Source organism: Candidatus Kerfeldbacteria bacterium (assembly GCA_016214565.1).
Taxonomy (GTDB): Bacteria; Patescibacteriota; Patescibacteriia; order UBA10025; family JAHIVO01; genus JAXDBW01.
Map to the genome: position 1 here is coordinate 262,992 of JACROE010000002.1, position 22,777 is coordinate 285,768.

The window sequence follows — 22,777 nt, forward strand, 5'->3', positions numbered from 1 at the left end:
TAAAAGGGAGACTACAATTGATTAATCAAGTCCTCGGGTGATACAACACTATTCGTGGGGGATGATTCCGGTGCTGCAATACCCTTCTCCTGCCATGAAGCAGTATCCACGAGCCACCCCTCCCCTTCATAGGCTAATCTCAGAATAATATCCTGATAGTATATATCCTGACTTTCCGTCGTATCACCAGTTTCGATCCGCTGAGTGGATAATCGAATAGTCGCATTGCCACTGTCCTGAGCGGTAATTGACGTGCTCAGCACTTTAGTCACCACCTCGGTGAATGCCCCGCTGGTGGCCTGGCTCGACTGCCGTCGCACAAAATCATCTGCCGATTGCTGCATCCGAGCGGTCATATACGGCTTCAGATTAGTAATATTCACAAATTCTGATTCTGAGGTATAGCTCCCATACCGCTCAGTAAAAAATTGGGCCAAGCGTGTCGCATCCACGGTCACCGGATCCACCGCCGTCCCCGGATTGGTATTTACATTCGTGGTCACGTCGACCACTGCCACATTCGCCGCTTGATTTGTCGTATTCGTCGGCGTCACGGCATCATCGGCCGACTGAAAATAAAACCAAGCCAATACCCCCAGTAACACCACGATGGCACCGCCTGCTATCAAGAGATACTGGCGCTGAGTTAAGTTGATTCGTGCCATAAAATATATAGATTAACCTTTAATAATTGACTTAGGCCGATGCCTCGGCTCCTTCGCGCTGCGAAGCGACAAACTCGCGTTTGGCCTGCTCTATTTCCAGCAACTGGCGCGGATCAGAGGTAATGATCTGATCCTCCGTGTATGAAGCAACCACTTTTATAGCGGCGTGCTTCGAGCCGGCAAAGAAAATGCCTTCACCCACCCCGCACTCAAGCAGGAGATATTTCTCTCCTTCGGTCAGCAGGAATGTCTTGGCAATCAGATCAATCGCCGCTGGTGACTGTTTCATCAGCAACTGAATCGCGGAGTTATTCACGATTGCCTGTCCATACGGCGATCGCAAAAAGTCATTCACGTCCTGGGTAATAGTCGTGACACCCAGGTAATATTTACGACATCGCTTCACCAGAGCAAAAATAAATTTCGCGGAATCTTCCTGCTGCATCAACCACCACGCTTCATCAATGACCATCAGGCGTTTCTTCAATTGGGAACGTACCGTATTCCAGATATAGGAAACGATCAACTGGATACCGACGGGCTTCAATTCATCCTCAAGATCACGCACTGAGAACACCACTAACTGGTTATTCATTTCCACGTTGGTCGGGTTATTGAGTAAACCAGCAAACGTTCCTTCCGTATATTTCTTGAGGCGGGTCACCAATTGGTCAGCACCGACCATGCCCTCGAGCACTTCTTGGAAATCCTGGAAGAGCGGCGGTTCGACGCGAGTCAAATCTGTTTCTGCCGTAATATCTTTCTTGGCATAGGTCTCAATCAAAGCTCGATCAATGATGGAGTCTTCCTCGTGGGAAAATTGACCCAGCATCAGCCGAAGCAGACCCTTCAGAGTGATGACCGCCGACCGAATAATATCCGACGTTTTTTCATCCTTGCGCGTCGGCCGCGGCAAATCAAACGGATTAATCTTACTCTCTGAACTCAATGAAATGTTAATATAGGTACCGCCCACGGCATCGGATAAGTATTTGTACTCCATTTCTGGATCAATCACGATGACGTCAGTGCCCAGCATCATGCTGCGCAATATTTCCAGCTTAACGGCGTAGCTTTTACCAGCACCGGAGGTGGCGAAAACCACCGAGTTCGCATTTTGCAGAGAAAATCGGTCAAATAATATAAGGCTATTGTTATGACGATTAATTCCGTACAGGATACCGTTGTCGCTGGTCAACTCGGACGAAATAAAAGGGAACGATGAGGCAACCGGCGAACTGGCCATATTGAAGGTGATATTCAATTCATCGGTCGCAAGCGGCAAGGTGGACATGAAGCCCTGCTCCGCTTGATAGAGCACCCGCTTGGTATACACCAGTCGCGAGCCAAACAGCGATTCAACTTTTTCCGTTATCTTATCCAGCTCATCTTTTTGTTGTGCGTACATGGTAATATACAGCGCGTACTGGAAAAACCGTTCAATGCCCTGCGTCAGGTCATCGCGTAGCTTTTCAATATCACGAAGCGCCGTTTCACGGATCGGATCGCGGGGGGCACCTTTTTCCGCATCGGCTAATATTTGAGCTTCCAGGGCGCCCACTTTATTGCGCAATTGCTTCAAAATAATTTCCGAATTAACCGGATAGAAAAACATGGCAATGTCCAGTGGAACGTTCAGATTGATCACCGGCGCAAACCATCCGACACGGATATAGCGTGGATATGCCACAACAAATATGGTCCGGACAAACTGGGAGCCCAATTCCAGATAACGCGATTCAATCCTCATTGATGCCGGCGCAATCAAATCGCGCACCGTCACCACGCCGCGCCGATACGCTTTTTCTGATTCGAGGAGTGTCTTTTTTTCCTCAAGTTGTTCGCGCGCCAGCTGCTCCTTTTCCTGAGGAGTTAATTCGGGTGGTCGTTCAGTTGGGATGGATTGCGTAGCACGATAGAGTTCAACCATACTATTCGATATTGAGTTTGCTCACGTCGACTAATTGTTGCTGGTCGTATGTGTCAGGGTTGTACGTATTATAATACAATTCGATCAAGCTCTGCGTGTCTAGCTGGACCGCTTTCAAACCAATCGAACTTAAACCGTCAATAATGTACTCAATGCGCTTCTGCATCTCAATCCGATTTTTCTCGAATTTCTTTTGTTTAATGGTGATAACGTTTGTTGGCGACAGCACCTCTTTCACTCGGCTAAAAAACCCCTTGGCTTTTATATTGCCGGCGGCGTACGGCACAACGATATAAAATCGCTTGCTCATGATGTCTGCCAGTGAAACCAATTCCTGAATATACTGGCGATACTCCCGGGTTTGCACTTTGAGCAGCTCATTGGTCTGCTCTTTCTCAACCGTTTTCAGCCGCTCCAGGTAATCGTCAATATTTAGTTTCCGAGATTGAATCAATATTTGAAGGGGAAATTCTATCGTATTCAAAAATTGAACATACCCTTGAATAACCGCATTTTGTTCGTCTTCAGATTTCAAAGCAAAATTGATCGACGAAACGAGTACAACTGCACGCAGCGTCCCATCTTTCAGGATAACCGTGTTATCCTTGATTTCAAGAATGCTCATGTATTGCTGAGTAGCGGCCGCGAGATTATTTTTACTGATTTTTTCTTCAGCCATGATGATTAATTATTTGGCTCAAGTCCTTCCTGATACGCCCCGCCTGTATCGACCACGAGCGATAACTCGGTCAATCGCGATTCAGTTAAGCGTTGCTTCTTGGAGGGAGGGGGCGGTGCGGGCTTTTCCTTCTCCTCTTTAACACTGCTATTATCATACTGCTTATGCCAGATGGTCAGGGTCGGCCGACGCAATGTTTGCATCATGTTTAATAAAAAATGGTGAAACGGTCGCCCATTAATTTTCGCAAAAGCAAATACACCAGTCAGAGCAAAAATGAGTACGCCTTCAATGGCGGCCGCCCAAAAGTTGGCGAGTTTAAAAACAATAAAAATCATGCCGGCACCGATTAAAAAAGTGATGAACTGGCGCACCGTTAAGGGGCCAATAATTTTATTCTCAACATCGAGGAATTGAGGAACAATAAATTGCTGCATACCTAAGTGACGAGTCGCGCATTGAGCGCATTAATGGCAAAAAATTCTTCCGTCAAGAGAAATGGCTGCTGACTTTCGCGACGTTTTCTCACAATCTCACCAATAGGCACATTCTGCTCCATGCTTTCTCGGCCAATCGCCAAGTACAGTGCAAAAAGAGGCGAAGTACGCCAGGCCTGAACTGCTTGCATCCGCATTTCCCACGACTCCTCCTCCAGTAATTCAATTTTTTCATACACTTTATCCGCTGATTCTGAGGGATTGGTACCCAAGCGGCGGAATTCCTGCAAATCAACTTGATGAATTTCTTCAACAGGTCCAACCACGCCCGCAGGCTGGCGGATGTCAATCATTTGTGGTTTGTCCGGACGCATCGTCTGACGAATGCGCGGCATCGCCTGATCAGACTGACCATACAATTCATGAGCAGGCGCAACCGGCCGTGGTGTCTCGGAAATAGGTACAGCCGGACGAACTGGTGGTCGAGGAACTGGCGATACGATTGGCGCGGGCGGTATCGCCGCGGCGGGTGGCTTCATAGCTGCCAATGCAGCCGCCATATCAGCTGGCATGGTGGGTGTAACCGGCGAGACAGGTGCGGCACCGCCTGGGCGGGGTACAAAAGCAGGTGGAGCAGCCGCATACATACCCCGCTCTGGAGCAGGCTGCGACGCTGGTTTTTTAATCACTGGAGTTTGAGCGGCAGGCTTACCGTGGCGCATTGTGTCTGACTCAACCATGACCGATTCAATAACCGCAGTAGCCACTGGAGCAGCGAAACCCAGCCCACCAATCTTCGTCTGCCGTTGCAGCACGTCTTCTACTTCGATGGCGCTGCGCAAACCACGGATGAAAGACTCAAGCACCTTCGCAAATCGTTTTTGCATCAGATCGCTATCAAATGTCAGATTGTGCTTGCGAATGACTCGTTCAACGACTGCGTCAACGGTTTGCGCAGGATCTGAGGCGGGCTGCGTCACCATTTTCTGCAATTCAGCGGCATGCCGTTTAATCTCCTCTTCATCACTTTTATCAATAAATGCCGCGGGTGCCGGGCCTAAATCTTTAAGCGGCGGACTCGGGCGAAATGGCGTGGGTGAGGGAGTCGGCACTACCGACTTTGCTGCTGGCTGGGCAGCAACCGGTGTAGCAACGATTTTTGGCGTTGGCGAAACTGACGCGGGCTTTGGAGCTACTGCCGGAGGCGGTGGGGTGGGCAGCGAACCTGAATCTACATCAATTGATTCATTATGATGCACACGAGAAAAGGTGCCTCCTGGGTCTTTAACCAGGAAGCCGTCTTGCCACTCATTCATTAATTGATCATCAGCCATTGTTTGTTTTTTTATAACGTCGTGATTGGACGAGTTTGCGTAATATAGAATTTATTGTGTGACCACGCCCATTCGATATCCTGTGGCGTACCATAGTGCTTCTCGATTGTTGCACACAATCGTGCTATTTTCATAATCTGAGCACTCTTCAATTTCTGTTTCTCGCGTTTTGCTAGCGGAACCATTACTTCACGGGTTCCCTGCGTTCCCTTGCGCTGTATCATCCGTTCTTGCCGTGAGACAGCAATATCGAGAATAGCATCCGATTTCCGATCGACGACGTAGGTATCGGGCGTAATGCGTCCGGAAACAACCGCCTCTCCCTGCCCCCAGCCAGCCTCGATAACCATATGCTGGCGATTCTTTGTCACGGGATGCGCCGTAAAGGTTATACCCGCCACTTCAGAATCAATCATTTCCTGCACCACCACGGCGACTGATACGGGAATGGTATGTAATTTCTTCTCAAAACGATAAAAAATTGCTCGTGGCGTAAAAAGAGAGGACCAGCAGGTTTGTATCGTTTTCAGTAATTGTGGTTTTCGTATGAATAAATACGACTCTAATTCCCCTGCCCATGATGCCGTCGAAGAATCCTCGGCTGTCGCAGATGAGCGGACGGCGACCGTAGTATTATGTAATTTTGTAAATGCGGCGAACACCTCTCGCGCTAACTCAGGGGGGAATGATGCGTTTTGAATTTTCCTTCGTAGTTCACGGGAGGCTCGGTTGATACTGGCTAAAACTTTCGGATCGACCGTGCGTAACATGCGGCTGGCGAGACTATCAATCCCCGTATCACGCATAAATTGATCAAATGCGGTACGCAATACCACAAAACCCTGAGGTACCGGGATGTGATGTGCGGTCATCTCGCCAAGATTTGCCCCTTTGCCGCCCGCGAGATTGACGCTCTTCTTATCGAGCTTGCTGAAGGGGGATACAAAGGCTTTCGATGACTTCATGATGATCGATTATGCTTAAAAAAATCATATAATGAGCATTCAAAATCATGGCTACATTATAGCATAATTTGCCGATAAAATCAAACCACGAAAATCATCGGCAAATATCTAAGTGATTGTTGAAGAAAACGCAAAAAAATGGTAAAATAACGTTACTATGGCTGATATGGAGGTCAAGAAAATCAAAGTAGCCCAGCAAAGAGAAACCGTGGCCTCACCTTTTAGTTCAACAATATCTCCTGCCACAACGGAGCCCCCCAAGCCCATGGGGAGTCCATTGCGCATGCCCAGCAATAATATCTCAATACCGGTAGCAATGCCTTCGGGACAAACCGAAAGAGAAAGCCAGTGGAGTCAAACGTTATCACAGGAACGGGTTAACCAATTCAAACAGTCAAAAAAAATGACTGGCACTATCGGTCGCATGCTGGGTAATTTAGAAAACCCTGACTTAGATATGGAAGATAATCAAAATCTCCAATATCTAAAAAAAATGCAGCATTCTCTGACCAAGGGATCAAAAGTAAATGCCATTAAAACTGGTGCACAAATCGGTATAGACCTCCGCCACCGCATCGCCGCCGGAGGAATGCAAGGATTTTTATTTGCTTTGTCATTGGCGATCATTAAAGACTTCTGGGACTTCGGCACTATTTGGTTTACGATCGGGTTCGCTGGCACACTCTTCAATATCATGATTACTACCGCACTTCTATTTGTGGTCATGTTTCAAGGAATCTGGTTTCGTCGCTGGTTACTAAAAAAAATGTGGAGTAGGTTTCTAGGCGCTATCATCCTGGAATTTATTCCTATACTTAATTTTTTTCCCTGGTGGATTATCAGCGTACTCTTAGTTAAACAAGCAGCTGATAAACGACTCAAGAAAATGGAAGCGGCTGGAGATCAGCATGACCAAAATATGGAGGAACTCAAAGCGGCTGAAGAGGATTCAGGGGAACAGGCCCAATACAATCAAGCCGCCTAATATTTTAGGTGACCCATATCCGTATAGCACATTATGAGTGCTATATTTTTTTTACAATTCCTTTAGTTGCATCCACTTCGACCCGGTCGCCGGTCTTCAGTACACGAGTGGCAATCATGGTACCGATCACGCAGGGAATTCCTAATTCACGTGAGACAATAGCGGCATGGGTCGTAATCCCACCCTGGTCGGTAATAATCGCCGCCGCCTTTTTCATCAGTGGGACAAACTCAGGTGTGGTATTATTAGTTACCAAAATATCTCCCTTATTAAAGGGGCCAGGCTGATGAGCATTCCGTACGAGCCGAACGACCCCTCGCGCTATTCCTGGGCTGGCAGCAACGCCGGCAATTAAGTCCGCAGCACTGTTTCGTGGTTCGAAATCTTTCTCGTGTACAAACCGCGACACAGTTCGACCATGATATAATACATACCCACGTCGAGTACCGTAAACAAACGTTCGGAGGCGGCGGCTCCGCAATTCCTGAGGATCAAAATTACGATCTAAAAAAACCTTCGCTACTTCTGGCTCCACAACGCTATACATCTCATTCAAATCCAAGCCAACCCGCTTGCCCATCTCAGAAAAAATTAATCGGAGAAAGTGACTGAAGCGAATGAGGCACATCTTGCGATAATCTTGCATGTGCGTCATTTGTTCGGAAAAATACACCACATGTGACAGCCAAGGATTATGGAGTCTGTGTAATAATTTGTTTTTCTCTATTCGATTTTTTTTCAACACCGTAGCCAGATCCCCCATGAATGGCTGCCGAACGAGTCGAAAAAGTTTCGATGCAAAATAGCGTTCAGTGAGCACCTTAGCGTAATAATTATTCTCAACCCAATAATACAGTCGGGCATGTCGCTTAAGTGCCTTCCAAAACCTTGGAGTACGCTGAAGAAATCTAAAAAAATCAGGAAACGTTCGCCACTGTCCCCGAATTTTGCGAGCGAGGCGTTGTAATGCGATCTCCTCCTCATTGGTATATGAAGGGATAGTGGGCGCTGTCAGAATTGTAATAGCCTTTTGGCGCCTGGCCGCATCAGCAATATGGCGACTAATAAATTGGCTCAACCAATCTTCAGTTCCTGCAGTCAAACAGCAATCAGCCATATATCCTTCAGCGGCCTGGTCCATATTTGCCCAATATAGCTTATGATACAATGCATAAAGCTGCTGATCAGTAAGTATACGCACGTCAATTGCTTCTGCCGCAGCATAGGCAGCGAGATTTGCGTCAGCATGCCGCTCCCACCGTCGATAAAATTTACGGAAAATCGCTAAGCTCCGTTTGCAACCACGCACGAAATAATCCCGCACCAAAGCTAAATCTCGCAAATCCCAATAGTGAAATAATTCCGTTTGCTCAGATGGCATAGTGCGGATAAATAAATAGCTTTGTCGAATTGCAGGTGAATACCGCTGATTTTGCAACCATACCCCGGCATGGGTACCTTGCATAAAAATGGTATGTAAGAATCCTGGGTAATTTTTTTCCAGCCATAAATGACGAGGATTTCTCGTTCGAATAGTATATGGAGATAACCGCCTGTACTGTTTCATATTTTTCTAACAACTCCGCTTGTTGCGTCCACTTCCACCCGGTCGCCGTCTTTGAAAACTTTGGTGGCAATTCTTGTACCGGCAATACTGGGGATTCTTAACTCACGACTGACAATCGCCGCATGGCTCAGAACGCCGCCACCCTCATCAACCACAATGGCCGAAACTTCTTTCAGTAAAGGCACATCATTAGGATGAGTATTAACACTAACGTAAATAGGATGTCTCGGCCACCGCACGGGACGTAACGTACGGATAACGGTGCCATTACGTTTGCCCCGAAATACTGACGTTCCTCGAACTACCCTCGCACTATCTATTACCCTAGGCCATACGCAACTTTTCTTCACTCGGCTAACTTCTTGGGTACGACCGTCTACTGTTTCCCTTCGCACGCCATAAAAATACACATACCCCTTGCGACGAGACTCAAGCGTGCGAGGTGAGACAACTAACCGCCGCTTCCTCAGAGTAGCAGATAATTCTGGCCGAGTCATCATAAGTAATAATCGCGGTGTAGTTCCTAATGCCCGAGCTACTAATCGAGCTATCTGCTGAAGCAGCACTTCAATGCGCGGATATACCGCGGCGATACGGTTGCGCTCCCGGGCAAGGCGCCGAAGTTCGCTGTGTGGCATAGACGGCATCAATCGATCTGCAAACTCTAAATACCGCCAAAAATAATTATACACACCAATAGCAGCAAAATAATCGGGGTAGCGACGAATCAAAAATTGTAAAAAATGAAACGGATTATCTGTGGCGAATGGTGCCTGGTGATCATACGCACGTACAAAGTCCTCATACCGAGCATATGCTTTCCTCCGACTTTGATTGAGCCAAGCAGGATGGCGCCGTAACTGCTGCGCTATCCGTCGTATGACAGATTGGATATTGAGTAGTGACGTCCACCGATTACCCGTGCCAATACCACCCAACGAGCCATACGTCATACCCGCTAAACGACTAATCCGCCGGCCATACCCATTACTGACGCAACTCAAAGTAAACAAAGATAATTTCCTCTGCACCCCGCCCTCGGCAGAAAGGTGATAATGAATAATTGACTGAGCAGGGTTCATAATTATATTTTCCTCACAATCCCATGATTTGCCCGTACCTCAATCATATCACCATCCTTGAATACTTTTGTCGCATACTGCGTTCCGACAATACACGGAATCCCCAACTCGCGGGAAACAATAGCGGCATGGCAGGTAATACCGCCCTCATCGGTAACGATACCAACCGCCTTTCGCAAGGCTGGCATATATTCAGGTCGCGTCATTGAAGCAATAATAATATCACCCCGACGGACGTTCTTTAATGAGGCGAGATTACGACAAATGACTGCCCGCCCAATTGCAGTGCCCATTGTCGCTGATGAACCATGAAGGTCATTGCTCGTTGTGGTAGTTGCCGCATGTTGATAGCGCTGATTTAATTGACGGTACTGCGGACCGCTCGCAATATACTCCTGTAAACCCTCAGTAACGACAAAACATCCAGACCGATATCGCTCAATGAGTACCCCGCGAATTCGCTTCAATTCACGGATAGCGCGTAGCTCTAAAACCTCTCTGACACCTAACTGATACAAGTAACGCTCATCAATAGATACCCGACGGTGTATCTCATGAATCACCAGACCCACATATCCAATCGTTCTTAAAATATGCTGTTTTCGGTTATCCTGCCAGATGGCGGCCTGATCAATCACGCTGACCATTGTTTGAATCTCAGGTCCGAGATAATACCGCCGCATAAGCTGATTTTTTGTATGCCTAATCTCTGCTAATGATCGATATCTTTCCGGCGCTATTCGCCACCGCTTCATAAACCACTGAACAGCAGGGAGGACTGGCCCCGAATAGCTGTTTTGTATCCATGAATAACGCTTCGCATGGCGGGCAATTGCCTGACGCCAACCGCTATCTTTTTTAATTCTAAAAAGCGCTCGCTCCTCCTGGGTAACGAAAGAAAGTTGAGTGGGCGTAGCGAGCTCCATAAAAACTTTATTTACGTCATTCGGTGGTACCACCCGCGTAATCGCCTGTTTAAACTCTCGCTCAATTCCGATCGAAATTGATTCAAGAATGTGAGCAATGCCCACGGCATCCGTGAGGCTGCCAGCCACACGCTTTAGCTGTGCCAATAATTGAGTATCAGTAATTGTACGGAGATATTTCAGTGATATACGCCGATTAAAAATCTCGTGCTTTTGCATGATACGGTTTGATCGGCGTTCTAATTGTTTTAAATATAACGGATTCTTTTTGAGTCGCTTCTTAGTCTCACGCCAAATACGCTCCAGGTCCGTCTGTAAATAATGCATCTCCCCATATCCATCGTGATATCGATATAAGAATGAAGAATATCCAAATCCAATGTGTCCCTTCATTTTCATGCCGCTGTAACCGGCCATGCCGAGAAAAATCGGGACGCCAGTAAACCCCTGCGTGTACCAGCGCTTTTTAAAAGCTATTTGAAATCGTTGGGTGATAGTCATGCGAGCTACTTTCTTAGGTGTTTTTCAGCTTCCTTAACGCCATATAGATCACGCACTGGCGTAATAGCATGCGGCGTCGACGCAGCGGCTGTAGTTAAGTGGTATGCCCGACCGGGGACCGCTACTCCCTGCTGGCGCGCTTGTTGAACCGCTTTCAAAAAAAACTGGCAATTTTGCTTTCTATCATCAGTATACACCACTTCAGAAAATTTTTTTGCTACGATCCGCCGCAATACATCTACCAGCATGGTGCTGGTCTTAACGTTTGTATTTCCGTAATCAAAAGTGCTAAATCGATAAGTAAAATAGTCGCGTATATCCAAATGATAGTGCTTTTGAATGTATTCTGCCCGCCAATCCAACTGCTCATGATTCCCTGTAGTGAAGTAGCCATTGTGCCGTGTCCAGCGAAGCACCTCGACAAATCCAGGTGCTAATGAAAGTCGAAAGAGGCCTTCTCGATATGGCCGCTCATACGCATGTTCATAATCAAACGCTGAAATAGTCCGTAGATCATAGCCCAATGACTCTAGGTACGCATCATAATCCGGGAAGCCGCTGCTACGAGTATCCCACTCTTCAGGAAACAAAGTGTTGGCAAGATCCCATAAATAAAATACGCTGCCCATTTACGTCCGTTTAATAACCGTGACCACTCCATGATTACCGTTTACCTCTACGATATCGCCGTCTTTCAGCACCTGAGTGGCAATTTTTGTGCCAATCACGCACGGGATATCAAGCTCCCGTGAAACAATCGCCGCATGGCAGGTGACACCGCCTTCGTTAGTTACGATCGCAGCTGCTTGTTTCATGCCGGCGATATAATCAGGCCGGGTCATAATGGCCACTAAAATATCGCCTGCTTTAACCTTTTTGATTTCAGTGGCTGACTTCACAATGCATACTCGTCCCCGAGCCACGCCTCGACAAGCAGACAAACCACGAAAATCATTAACCAGTTTCTGTTCACTGACGCCGAGAATCTCTCGATATAATCGCCTCGCCGGAGCGCCGGTCACGATTTCATACTGATTACTATCATGCTGGTACCATAAACAAAATTTCATTCGCCGACGAATCTCGGGCACCGGAATTGCAAGCCCGTTAAATAATGCTTCAATTTCCGGTTGAGCATGATACTTCATTTCGTGAAGTGTACGACCAAAACGACTACCGATTTCCTTAAGTAAAATACTACCATAGTGCGTGGACCAGTAGGTGAGTAGTTTGCGGCTGTCTTGCCAATGGGTAAAATCTTCGGATATTTCCAAGAGTACCCGTATCTTTTTCGGAAGTTGTAACCGTGACATGAGCCTCTTCTTTTCCCGAAGATTGCGTCTGGGTGTGGTCGTAATTTGCCGAATACGCTCGACAATGTCAAAGCCGGATTTAAAAATAGCTTTCAGTTCATTAATCCATTCCGGTAATCCTAAATAATTATCATGTACATAATTATTCTTACTCCAAAAATACTGCCGCTCCTGCTGGAGCAACAACGAATGAATTACCGCATTTTTTTTCACGAGCGTAATTAATTGCCGAACGGGCAATCGGCGGAAAGCGGCGACCAACGTACGGTTTCGTTGTATCATGAATGCAATTCGAAATAAGGCAACTTCAGTTTCATTTACAAACGAATGGTGTACCGGCGCGGTAAGGATTGAAAAATAACGCGACAACTCTCGTTCCATCCCCTTGCCCCGCAAAAATTTCTGTAGCTCTTTCTGAATAATGGTGTCAGTACCTAATGCAAATCCATCAATAATGAAACTAGAACTGACTGCCCGTACATTTAATTGTACATAGGTGTGATACAACGTACGAAGTTGTTTCAGCTTTAGGCGTTGGAAGTCTTGGTCATGCAATTTTTGGCAAAATGTAAAAAAACATCGTTCATCCTCTGCCCATCGCTTCATGAGCAGTTTTGAAAAATGTGGTTTGCGCATCCCTGCCCCTGTAATCCCCGATGAAACGCGGTCAATGTCTGCCTGATCAATATACCAATCCGCACGGTCATTTTCAAAAATGCCAAAATGACTTGTAGCATGCCAACCATTTTTTCGCTGTTCTCGAAGTATCTCGCCGATAGAAATGAAATAAATAAAATGCGGACATCCATCAAACCGCTGATGATACCATTCCTTGCTGTGTAATCGTTCAACATCGCGCTTGATAAGTCCAGGAGTAAATGTTTTCATACTATCGTATCACGAGGTAACTTTTTTAATCGTCCCGGTCGCGCCGTTTACTTCCACAAAGTCACCATCCTTAAAAATACGCATCGCAAACCGCGTACCAACAACGCAAGGAATCTTCATTTCCCTGGAAATAATGGCAGCATGCGAGGTGAGACCACCTTCATCAGTGACAATCGCCCCCGCACGGTGCATTAAGGGAACAAAGTCGGGACGAGTCATATACGTCATCAGTATATCACCCGGCCGAAGTTTATGCCCATCAGCGGACGGAGACTCAATCTTTCGCACTTTCCCACGATAGATACCTACGGCTGCGCCAATGCCTTGAATTTTCGCTCCCGATGATGGCACGTTTGCCGAGAGTACGCGACGCATAAGCTGTCGAGCTTGTTTCCCCGCAACAAAAGACTCTTCACCAGTGGGGAACACTGCATAAAAACTTGCCTTCATGCGTTTTTCTGCCTCCAACTGAGTCACCGGTGTCGCGCCCGAAAGCAAAACAATAAGTTCCTGTGGTAAAATAAATTGTAATGACGCAAAAGGCCAACTCAATTTCTTACTCGCTACTTGTAAAAATGCATTTCCCCAATAATTACCAAGTAAGTTTGCTTGCTTACGATCGTCCTGCCAAGAAGCGGCAAACCCTACCCCTTGTAGCCATTCTATTTCTCGGCGAGTTAATCTGACATTTTGCAGTATCATTTTCTGTTCACTGCGAATACGATGAGGGTACTGCTCCAAAAGTCGAATCTGTTGTTGAATGCTGGCGCTGTCATATTTGTTAATTAAGCGCATTACTTTGACAAAAAAGAATTGTTGCGTTAACGGTTTGGTATCCCGATAACTGTTGTGTATCCAGAAGAAATCTCGTTGAACCTTTTGTAGTAGCAGAGATACATTAGGAAACCGTCTGCGCAATTGCTGTATCGTATGAATGGTTGTTTTTTGTTTTGCTAACCGAAGTGCTATACGTAAACACGCTAATTCAGACCGCTGCAAAAATGAAAGCTCCGGCGGCCTGGTTAATACCTCAATCCATTGTTGTACCTCAGCTGTTGCACCGTACTTAACTAATAACCGCCTCACCAAATCATCGCCACCCAATGAGTAATACTCGGTGCACAGCGGGATAGAATATTCGCGCAGGTACAGTGAATAAAATTTTTCAAAATCGTGACTCAGGCGCTGAATCCCGCGGCGTTCTAAGCGCCCCAAAAAACGATAATACGCCTGCACATCCCGTCGCCACTGGTGATATGCCCGAGTAATATATCGCGGATGACGAAAACACCAATATCCCTTCCGGATAAACTCATCCTCATCATATACCCAGTAACACCTATCCCCTTTTGCTGAATAAATACTGATAATAACGCGTGCTGCCAACTCTCGAAAGTGTGTATGTAAGTGCGAAGTAATCGCGTGAGCCGGGGAAGTGGCGGTAAATGGTACCAGAACCCCACCCTGTATCACCCATCGTTTGGTGGCACAAAAAATACGCTTGACCGTATGGGACGTCATGGGTATTCTTCGGAATGGATAGGTGGGCAATCGATGCATAATAGTATGTTCCACAATCTACCAAAGCGGACGTCTGTATCAAGTAGCTAACGTATCTTCCGTCTGCTCCCACGTCTCATATTCTTTAACCAATGTCTGCAATTCCGAAGTAAAATCATCTTTTGATAATTCCCCGGCCCGCCACCGTCTCAACATATCCTGATACGTCTGATACTGTTCAGCGAGCTTGGCGACGGTCGGCATATCCAGGAACGTTTGTTCACCGACGAAGCGTTCTTTTTCGAATTGCATCGGTATTCGCTCTGGCGTGGGCTCGCTAATATCATGGCCCAAATGAATAGACTCAGTGGGAGCAATAGTACTCCCCATTGCATCCTCTAAATGCACGACACCCTGTTCATCCTCGGTGACAGCAAACCCACGTTGTACTCCATCCGTGGTTTCTCGAATAAGTGCTTTCTGTAGCAATGCTTCAGGAAATGCACCATGCGTCCCCACCGGCAATACAACATCTTTAGTAATCGGCCGCGCTTGATCCTGATGCTCAGCAACTGCCTGGGTACGGCGACGGATGTACTCAGTGCCAATCTTTTCTGACTGGTTAATAGCACTTGCCATTCCCATTGCCATAGGATGCATCAGCTCTTTGTCGAGCAGTGCCCGATGGAGACCAATATACTGATACTGTTCTCGAATTTTTGACCACTTCGGATCTTTAGGATCATAGTCAGGACGATCTCGTAGTATTGCCGAATCAATAGCGGCTGATTGGGCGGCAATACGATCTTCTAATGGCCCAACCACATCATAATACAAACCCTCGCGCCGGCGAGTACCGTAGCGCTCCTCAGTTAATGGTGATTGAGTGCCGCTTTCTTGAGCAATCATGTCAATGGTTTTATAAGCTCGGTCAGTTTTTTCTCTACTGGAGCGCCCTTTCACCACTTCAGCAGAGCGGGCCAATGAGCGGCCCTTAGCAGTAGTCGCGGCGATGCCCTCATCGGTTAATTGTCCCTCAGGAGTTCGGTTGGCATGCCGAGTAATCCATATCTCCAAACGCGGTGTGCGTTCATTTTCTCGTGCGTCAATCGAACTAGTTGGTTCATGGGGAGGCTGTTCAAAGCGGTTCATAGGCATTAAATAATATGTAAGCGATGTAATTTTTTCTTTAATTGGGCACTTGTGCGAAATACGACAGTCGGGATGCCAATCTGATGAGCGCCAATTGCCCGCTCTGGCCGATCATCTATATAGAGGCTTTCGGCTGGTCGCACTCGAGCCAAGCGAAGTGCTTTCCTAAAAATGCGTTGGTCAGGTTTTCGGATATGGAGCACCCCCGATACCGCAGTACATGACACAAACGGTGCAAGCTTAAAATGCTTTATTGCCCACACATGCCATTCGCGGGGATAATTTGAGATGATACCCACCCTATAATGCTTTGCCAAACGCTGCAATAATACTTTCATGCCGGGAATCATCCGAGTGTGTCGCCGAAAATCACTCTGCAATTCCGCTTGATTGATATGCTGGCCGGTGACCGAAAAAAAATCTCGTGCCACTGATTGCCAATACTGCCGTTCGGTGATGCGCCCTAGTGTAAAAGCCTTCCAATACGGCCGGTCGTGTGCCGAGGCATACAAACGACCTCGTGGATATTTATGTCGACGTTCGCTCGCCACTATTGCCGGTCTCCATCCACTACGATACAAAACATTATCAACATCAAAAAAAATTACTTTAATCATCGCCCTAAAATTTTTACGATACCGTGTCGTGCGTCAATTTCTAAACGGTCATTATCTTTGATAACACGGGTTCCATTTTCCGTAGCGATCACACACGGGACGCCGAGCTCACGCGAAACAATGGAAGCGTGAGAGGAAAGCCCTCCCTGGTCAGCCACAATTGCCGCGGCGCGTTCCATGGCCGGCACAAAGTCGGGAGTGGTGAATTGCGCCACCAAGATGTCACCTTTTTTAACTTTACCAATTTCTTTTTTATCCAAACATACTTTAGCGCGGCCTCGTATAATACCTCCCAGGCAAGCCATATGACCGCGCACCTCCCTGACACGCTCAACTTTCACAAAATATTTTTTCTCCAGTTTCTTTATCGCCTGAGGGTCAACAATAAGTCGAGTGGTAGCATTGCGAACAACCATAGCATAATTACGATGCCGGCGCTTCATTTCCGAAGCCGTGGGAAGTGGCTTCCCTGATAGGGCGTCATACATTTCAGGCACCGTCACCTCCATTATCTCATGCGGATTGAAATGTGACCGGCGTGCGATTTCATGATACATGAAACTGGCACCATAATCGCCGAGAAAAAATGCTTCAACACGGCGATTGCGGGTATAGGAATGCAGACGTGCTTGCGTAATCAGCTTGCGGAAATCAGCATCGGGCTTCACCCGTCCGACTGCCCACCGATACTCATGCAGTGCTTTGCGAGGAGAGGCGTCGCGTATCAACTGATCTATACCTTTGGCGTCTTGCCAAGCGGAACGAATACGACTAACTATATCAGCAGACGTATACGGCTTACTCGTTGCAAGTCCTCGATTAATATACCCATAGCGCGTCACGTGTCGCTCAATGGCGCGTCGACCAGCTGCTGACAATGCTGACAGTCGCTCTCCGGACTGCTTGAGCTTTTGAGCTAATTTCATCAGCTCCCATTTCTCCTGCGCCACGTCAGTCATGGCCTTCGGATCGGTAAAGATCAAAACAATCTTTCGAAAATCTGGATGGGTTGCTGGTACATATCGAATTAATTGACTTTCAATTGCATCCTCAAAAAATATATCAATTGGATACTGCGCATACCACGGACACATTAATTCCCGATAAAAGGTAAGCAGCCGGTCAAGCGTGCGCCGCAGATACTCCGTATTCTTGGTTTGCCAATTAATTTTTTGAAGAACGTGGCCCCACCGATACAGTCGCTCAGATTTGCGGAGTTCGCGCTGGCAATAGCGCTCAATCCACCCATCGTTACGCCGCAGATGACCAATCACTTCTTTTTCGAATAGATCATATTCCTTTGCCGGCCAATACATCATATGATGCAGGTACACGCGATTCAGTAGATAATGCCTAAATCCTACGCGCCGGGCTATCTCCTTGGCAAAAGAAGAATTAATGGTGAAACGCAAAAAAATCGGCAACTTGCTAGACGGCTTAATCCTCCATGGACCAAATCGGGCAACAGCAGACGACATAATATTACATTAATAATGAGATGCTCCTCATTTCAATTATACAATCATGGTATCAAATTCTCCCTTATTTTTCAATAAAAAAAGAAGGCACATGAGCGCCCTCCAGACACGCGGTCTCGCACCGCTAATACCTCACATGAGTGCTATTTCTCCGGTATCAGCTTTCCCCCTTCGAGACGAAACGTAGACCACATAAAGGTTCCGGTCTCCTGATTACCATAGGCAATCGGCTCGTAATCATGGCCGAGTAATTTGCCCAATTCTACCCCCACCAATGCGGAAGCGTTTTCTGACAAGCCTATCTTTTCTTTGAGGAGATATTGCAAAAATTCTGAAACTAACGGAATATTGACTGCCCCAGCCCGGATACTTGCCACCCAACGCGCTCGATCCTTATGAGCAGATGCGCCTCGATATTTTGTGTCGACATACTCTGCCACTGCCTGCAACCAGGCGGGACTAGACTGGAGCGCTGGCACCAGCGCCCCCTCCCGTGCCAGCAATTTCAATGCAGCAACCAAGGTATTTGTGTCACGCTCGCGTGAAGCAGCGGAGAGTATGCGTTTAATTTTTTGCACATCCCCTTGAGTAGTGGCCATCAGCCGATCCTCTATCTCCAATACGGGCGCTCGTGATTCCCAATATCGCGCATACAAATTCTTAAGCATTGATAATGTTTCTACGTTGGTGTTAATCCCTGGCTTTTTGGCAGGAGATTTAATCAGCTCACTTTCTGCGTCCTCGAGTGCATAGTGCTCAAGTAATGGCGTAAAGAGAACATCGAGTAAGCCAGTGAGAAACACCGATTGAACTCGAGCAAAGAGCATGAGTAAACGTCGCACCATATCTTTGAGGTTGGGCGCGTGACTCAATACAGTTTGAGATTCAAGGAATTGGATAATCTCCAGAGTGCTAATGGCTTTCGTCGAACTATGAGTGCCGAGCAGCTTCTTAATCCACTCAGCGACGGTCAATACCGATTCGCCTACCTTCGTCTCATGAGTCCGCACTTCCTCAGTATTATGCGATATCGTCTCAACAATCTTTCTGACCAGAACACTATCCAGCTCGACATCGCGATACAACCGTAACCGCCGACCAATCAATTCTTCAATGATAACGCCTCTCCGTAAAGCGAGTAATAAATGTTTTTCAAGCAAACGCAATGCAGGCGCTTCATCAAGGAGGGGGAAAGCAAGATACATCAGTACGATAAAATCATCGCCAATAGCTTCTTTTACCTCTTCGGCACGAGCTAAGGCTGGGTTGCTGAGCGTCCGATCCAAGGCCAAGTATAAATCATGGGCATCACCAACCAAATAATTATGCTGAAACTCGTCGACTGCCGCGCGTAATCGCCGTCTGAAATCAGTCTGTTGAATTGAACTTACTGATATATCGTTCGGTTCAAGCATACTTAGGATTCAGATGATGTAGTTTCCTCGTCGTCTTCATCTTCTGTTTCTTGTTCAGTCGCATCCCCTGCCTTCTCTTTTTGACCAGGACGCTGCAATTTTCTTAGCAAATCTCTCATTTCGCGCCAAATCTTCAATTGTTCACCTTGGGGCGCTTGGCGGAATGCTTGGAAATCATTTTGGCTTAACCCATCAAGTTTATTCCGCAGCGGGTCAATCATTTCATTTTGCATGCGCTTGGCAGTGGCACCAAATTTCTCCGTACCCATATCCCCAAGCGTCTTGGAAATATTCTCAAGCGCTTCTTGGGCTTTATCCAATGCTGCCACCATCTGATCCTGTGACACCACACTCTGATCCATGCGGGAAACCATAGCGTTCAAGGCTTGCATTGGAGACATAGCTGCTTGAACTTCAGGATTATCATACGCCTCATCCGGTAATGCGAGATCCTCTGTAGGTACATCAGCCACTAGTTGATCACGTCCTTCTGCTGATGAACCGCTCGTGCCAGGGCCGCCGGGTACAACTTCCACCTTGGGTTGCGGGGCGCTCGGTTTGGCTTTAGATTTTTTCTTAGACTTAGATGTTTCTTCGCCAGTATCGCTCGTATCTTCACCTTCTTCATTGTCAGCGCCTGCATCAGTCTCGTCATCTCCACCATCTTCTTTTTTGCCTTTATCATCTTTTGCTTTCTTATCTTCTGACTTTTCAGTGGTAAATGCTTTAGCAATTGATTTTTCACTATCACCTAGCTTGCCAACTTCTTTACCATCGAGATAGAAATCAGCAACAGCTTTTAGTTGCTCGGCGAGTTTTTGCTTTTCTTCATCAGAAACGTCTTTCCCGCTGATTACTCCAGTAGCTTTATCAACTTGTAGGTCAGCGTTAGGATTCTTATCTTTTGCTTTTTTCTGAGCATTTTCAATAATTAAATCAAAAATATTCTGCACGTTACCCTTTACCTCACCAGTTTCATAATCTATTTCCTGGAACTTCACCAATCCATCACCGCCCATTTTCTTCCAGAATCCTGCTGGCGCTTGATACCACTCATCAATCATATGGAACATACGCTCTTTATCAACCTTATCCCCCAGCATCGCGCCTGTTTCTTTGTCAATTTCTTCATCAGTACCGCCCATCATGGCGCTGGCAGTACGAACCTGGGAGTGCTCATTGATCTTATTGGCTGGCTGAGAGCGGAACGTGGCGAGAAACGCCGCTTCATTAAAGCTATCCATCTCGCCCCCTGTCATCCGACGTATATTGGCGTTTGGATCCTTCACTAGCTCGCCAGTCTTTTCATCTTTCAAAACCTTGCCATCTTTATCCCTCATGAATTCATCAACCACAAAACGGCCATTCTTTTTAACAAAATTACCCTTATCGTCCTTTAAGAATTTCTTAACTTCGCGTAAATTAGTAAATGTATGCGGTGATGCGCCAAGCTGAGCACGGCCCGTACCCTTCTTGTATTCACTCATGGCTTTGCTGACATCATCTTTGGCCAGCCATTTATAATGACCAGTCTTGGCATCGTAGGTATTATGCCCTCCATATTCCTCGTGCTTGACCTTCTTACCAATTTCCTCTAATTCATACACCAAACGATGTCCTTGCTCATCGTGTCCATCCGGACCACCGAGAGCATTACGTAAAAATAGATTGAGCTTTTCACGCCCGTAAAACCCCTTCTCATCTGCAAATCCCACCTTTTCAACGCCGTTTTCATCCTTCCACTTCGCGTGCTTTTGAAAATATTCATCCTGCATGATGTCATCTAAATGCCCTCCTTCAGCTGCAATCCGAATCAATGAGCGCATACGGCGCTGATATTCCGATTTCTTCGGATCCTTTTGCAAACCCTCATACAGTAGTCGAGCTGACTCCGCCTTTTCTTCTTTATTCATGCCGTGATAATCTTTGGCAAATTGGGACTCCAGCGCCGCCTCAGCCCGGTCTATGTGCGGAATCTTTACTTTGCCGCCAGTTGAAACGCGTTCCCAAAACTGACGACCTTTTGCCTGAGCGACCGTACGAGTCATTCGATCAAGTTCTTCACCACGCTCTCGAGCACCTTTCACGATGTTCCACGGCTGCATCACCGCCGGCGCTCGATCCTCATACCAGCGCCGTACGCGTCGACCCTGGCTGGTAGCAAGCGCTTTTGCCCCGTCGCCCGCCCATTTAGCCGGAGCGGCAGCAATGCGCAATGACGACGAACCCGCTTTCTTCAATTTATCGCTAAACTGTCCGGCAATCCGACCAGCGGTTCCACCCAAACTTGAGGCAACTGCCAATGAAATACCCAACATAGATATGCCCAGAATAAACCCGAGCATATTCTGAGAATTTGAAACATCCGAGATGGTGGCGGTCACAGTTGAAGTCGAATCAATAACATTGCTTTCCCCAATCTGAGTCGAACCAATAAGGTTTGGATGAGCCGTCATCACCGCTAGGGACAACCACAAGAAAAAGGCAAGTATTGGTCCGGTCGTCACCCATTTGCCAAACGTGCTCCACCACTGACTACTGTATTTGGACGTCATGGGGAACGATGCTGCTAAATAGGCAAGCGGCGATAAGACAACGAGTACCCATAGCGCAATCAATCGAATCAGTAACATAACTAATATGACCACCATGACCATCAGTGCCACAATCAGCAAAATAACCGCGAGGGCTGGCGCCGCCACCATTTCAAATGGTGTAACACTTGAAAGATTTGGGTTATTACCCAAAAAATTCAACATATCCCGCAGTTTCAAGACCGAGGTAAAATTAGCCGCGGCAGTATCGGCAAATGCATTGACGAATGTCAGCATCACCACCTGACCAAAATCAATAAAGAAACCAGCGATCAATTTCGAAAAATTAATCAGCACGGCCATGATGACGAGTTTCGGCAATAATCGCTGATAGCGATATGACTCAATTTTCAAAATAGTACCAAAAGCAATAACGAGCAGCACTAACACAAAAAACATGTTCGACACGTCTCGCACGACAGTCCAGCCTTGTTCAATTACCGGCGATGTCGAAAAATCATTATATTGAGCGATGTCAACAATAATGTCGATAATCACAATCAGTAATTTCCCGAGCAGTGACGCGACCCACAATAATACATTAGCAAATGCAGACGCTAACGCACTGGTAACGATACCGCCAATGGTTGTATTAGTTGGCTCTTTTGTCTGCGCGATGGCCTGCCAACCAATGCCAAAAGTTCCGGCAACCACAAATACCAAAACCGCCGCGATGGCCAAGGTAATTTTCAGCCGCGGACGGGTAGATATATAGCTCATGATGGTATGCACGAATTGGCGCATACGAA

At 46.9% G+C, this 22,777-nt stretch carries 18 protein-coding genes; 1 reads left to right on the forward strand and 17 read right to left on the reverse strand.

What is annotated here, in order from left to right; all coding sequences use genetic code 11:
• Window positions 1–11 precede the first annotated feature (11 nt).
• From HZC01_01315 to HZC01_01340, 6 genes are read right to left on the reverse strand one after another with little or no spacing between them, the layout of a single operon-like run.
• On the reverse strand, window positions 12–665 hold the full coding sequence (locus HZC01_01315) for a hypothetical protein (protein MBI5037334.1): 654 nt from the start codon (window positions 663–665) through the stop codon (window positions 12–14).
• A gap of 31 nt (window positions 666–696) precedes the next feature.
• Window positions 697–2,595, reverse strand: a complete 1,899-nt coding sequence (locus HZC01_01320) for an ATP-binding protein (GenBank protein MBI5037335.1) — start codon at window positions 2,593–2,595, stop codon at window positions 697–699.
• Window position 2,596: 1 nt separating this feature from the next.
• Complete coding sequence (locus tag HZC01_01325; protein MBI5037336.1) at window positions 2,597–3,274, reverse strand: hypothetical protein; 678 nt, start codon at window positions 3,272–3,274, stop codon at window positions 2,597–2,599.
• Between the two features lie 5 nt (window positions 3,275–3,279).
• Window positions 3,280–3,711: a PrgI family protein gene (locus HZC01_01330; GenBank protein ID MBI5037337.1), complete on the reverse strand. Its 432-nt coding sequence runs from the start codon at window positions 3,709–3,711 to the stop codon at window positions 3,280–3,282.
• A gap of 2 nt (window positions 3,712–3,713) precedes the next feature.
• On the reverse strand, window positions 3,714–5,045 hold the full coding sequence (locus HZC01_01335; protein MBI5037338.1) for a hypothetical protein: 1,332 nt from the start codon (window positions 5,043–5,045) through the stop codon (window positions 3,714–3,716).
• Window positions 5,046–5,056: 11 nt separating this feature from the next.
• Window positions 5,057–6,010 (reverse strand): PEP/pyruvate-binding domain-containing protein, encoded by a 954-nt coding sequence (locus HZC01_01340; protein ID MBI5037339.1) that lies wholly within the window; start codon window positions 6,008–6,010, stop codon window positions 5,057–5,059.
• A gap of 157 nt (window positions 6,011–6,167) precedes the next feature.
• On the opposite strand from HZC01_01340, the gene HZC01_01345 reads away from it, so the two are divergent.
• A complete protein-coding gene (locus tag HZC01_01345; GenBank protein ID MBI5037340.1) occupies window positions 6,168–6,995 on the forward strand; it encodes a hypothetical protein in 828 nt (275 codons plus the stop codon).
• Window positions 6,996–7,035: 40 nt separating this feature from the next.
• Here the strand turns inward: HZC01_01345 and HZC01_01350 are convergent, their stop codons facing one another.
• The 11 genes from HZC01_01350 to HZC01_01400 form a co-directional block, all read right to left on the reverse strand.
• Complete coding sequence (locus HZC01_01350; protein ID MBI5037341.1) at window positions 7,036–8,136, reverse strand: hypothetical protein; 1,101 nt, start codon at window positions 8,134–8,136, stop codon at window positions 7,036–7,038.
• Window positions 8,137–8,558: 422 nt separating this feature from the next.
• Window positions 8,559–9,644, reverse strand: coding sequence for a hypothetical protein (locus HZC01_01355; protein MBI5037342.1), 1,086 nt, complete (start codon window positions 9,642–9,644; stop codon window positions 8,559–8,561).
• A 2-nt stretch (window positions 9,645–9,646) separates the two neighbouring features.
• Complete coding sequence (locus HZC01_01360) at window positions 9,647–10,897, reverse strand: hypothetical protein (protein ID MBI5037343.1); 1,251 nt, start codon at window positions 10,895–10,897, stop codon at window positions 9,647–9,649.
• A gap of 179 nt (window positions 10,898–11,076) precedes the next feature.
• Entirely contained in the window at window positions 11,077–11,661 is a 585-nt protein-coding gene (locus HZC01_01365) for a hypothetical protein (protein ID MBI5037344.1), read from the reverse strand.
• A 39-nt stretch (window positions 11,662–11,700) separates the two neighbouring features.
• Window positions 11,701–13,020 carry a hypothetical protein gene (locus HZC01_01370; protein MBI5037345.1) on the reverse strand — a complete coding sequence of 440 codons (1,320 nt, stop codon included), beginning with the start codon at window positions 13,018–13,020 and terminating at the stop codon, window positions 11,701–11,703.
• A gap of 261 nt (window positions 13,021–13,281) precedes the next feature.
• Window positions 13,282–14,067: a hypothetical protein gene (locus HZC01_01375; GenBank protein ID MBI5037346.1), complete on the reverse strand. Its 786-nt coding sequence runs from the start codon at window positions 14,065–14,067 to the stop codon at window positions 13,282–13,284.
• An 804-nt stretch (window positions 14,068–14,871) separates the two neighbouring features.
• Window positions 14,872–15,924 carry a hypothetical protein gene (locus tag HZC01_01380; protein ID MBI5037347.1) on the reverse strand — a complete coding sequence of 351 codons (1,053 nt, stop codon included), beginning with the start codon at window positions 15,922–15,924 and terminating at the stop codon, window positions 14,872–14,874.
• A 5-nt stretch (window positions 15,925–15,929) separates the two neighbouring features.
• Window positions 15,930–16,541, reverse strand: coding sequence for an HAD-IA family hydrolase (locus HZC01_01385; protein ID MBI5037348.1), 612 nt, complete (start codon window positions 16,539–16,541; stop codon window positions 15,930–15,932).
• Complete coding sequence (locus HZC01_01390) at window positions 16,538–17,860, reverse strand: hypothetical protein (GenBank protein MBI5037349.1); 1,323 nt, start codon at window positions 17,858–17,860, stop codon at window positions 16,538–16,540. The genes HZC01_01385 and HZC01_01390 overlap by 4 nt, the downstream gene beginning before the upstream one ends.
• Window positions 17,861–18,162: 302 nt before the next feature.
• The gene (locus HZC01_01395) at window positions 18,163–19,434 is read right to left on the reverse strand and encodes a hypothetical protein (protein MBI5037350.1); all 1,272 of its coding nucleotides are present in this window, start codon (window positions 19,432–19,434) and stop codon (window positions 18,163–18,165) included.
• A 2-nt stretch (window positions 19,435–19,436) separates the two neighbouring features.
• Window positions 19,437–22,772 (reverse strand): hypothetical protein, encoded by a 3,336-nt coding sequence (locus tag HZC01_01400; GenBank protein MBI5037351.1) that lies wholly within the window; start codon window positions 22,770–22,772, stop codon window positions 19,437–19,439.
• Between the last annotated feature and the right edge of the window lie 5 nt (window positions 22,773–22,777).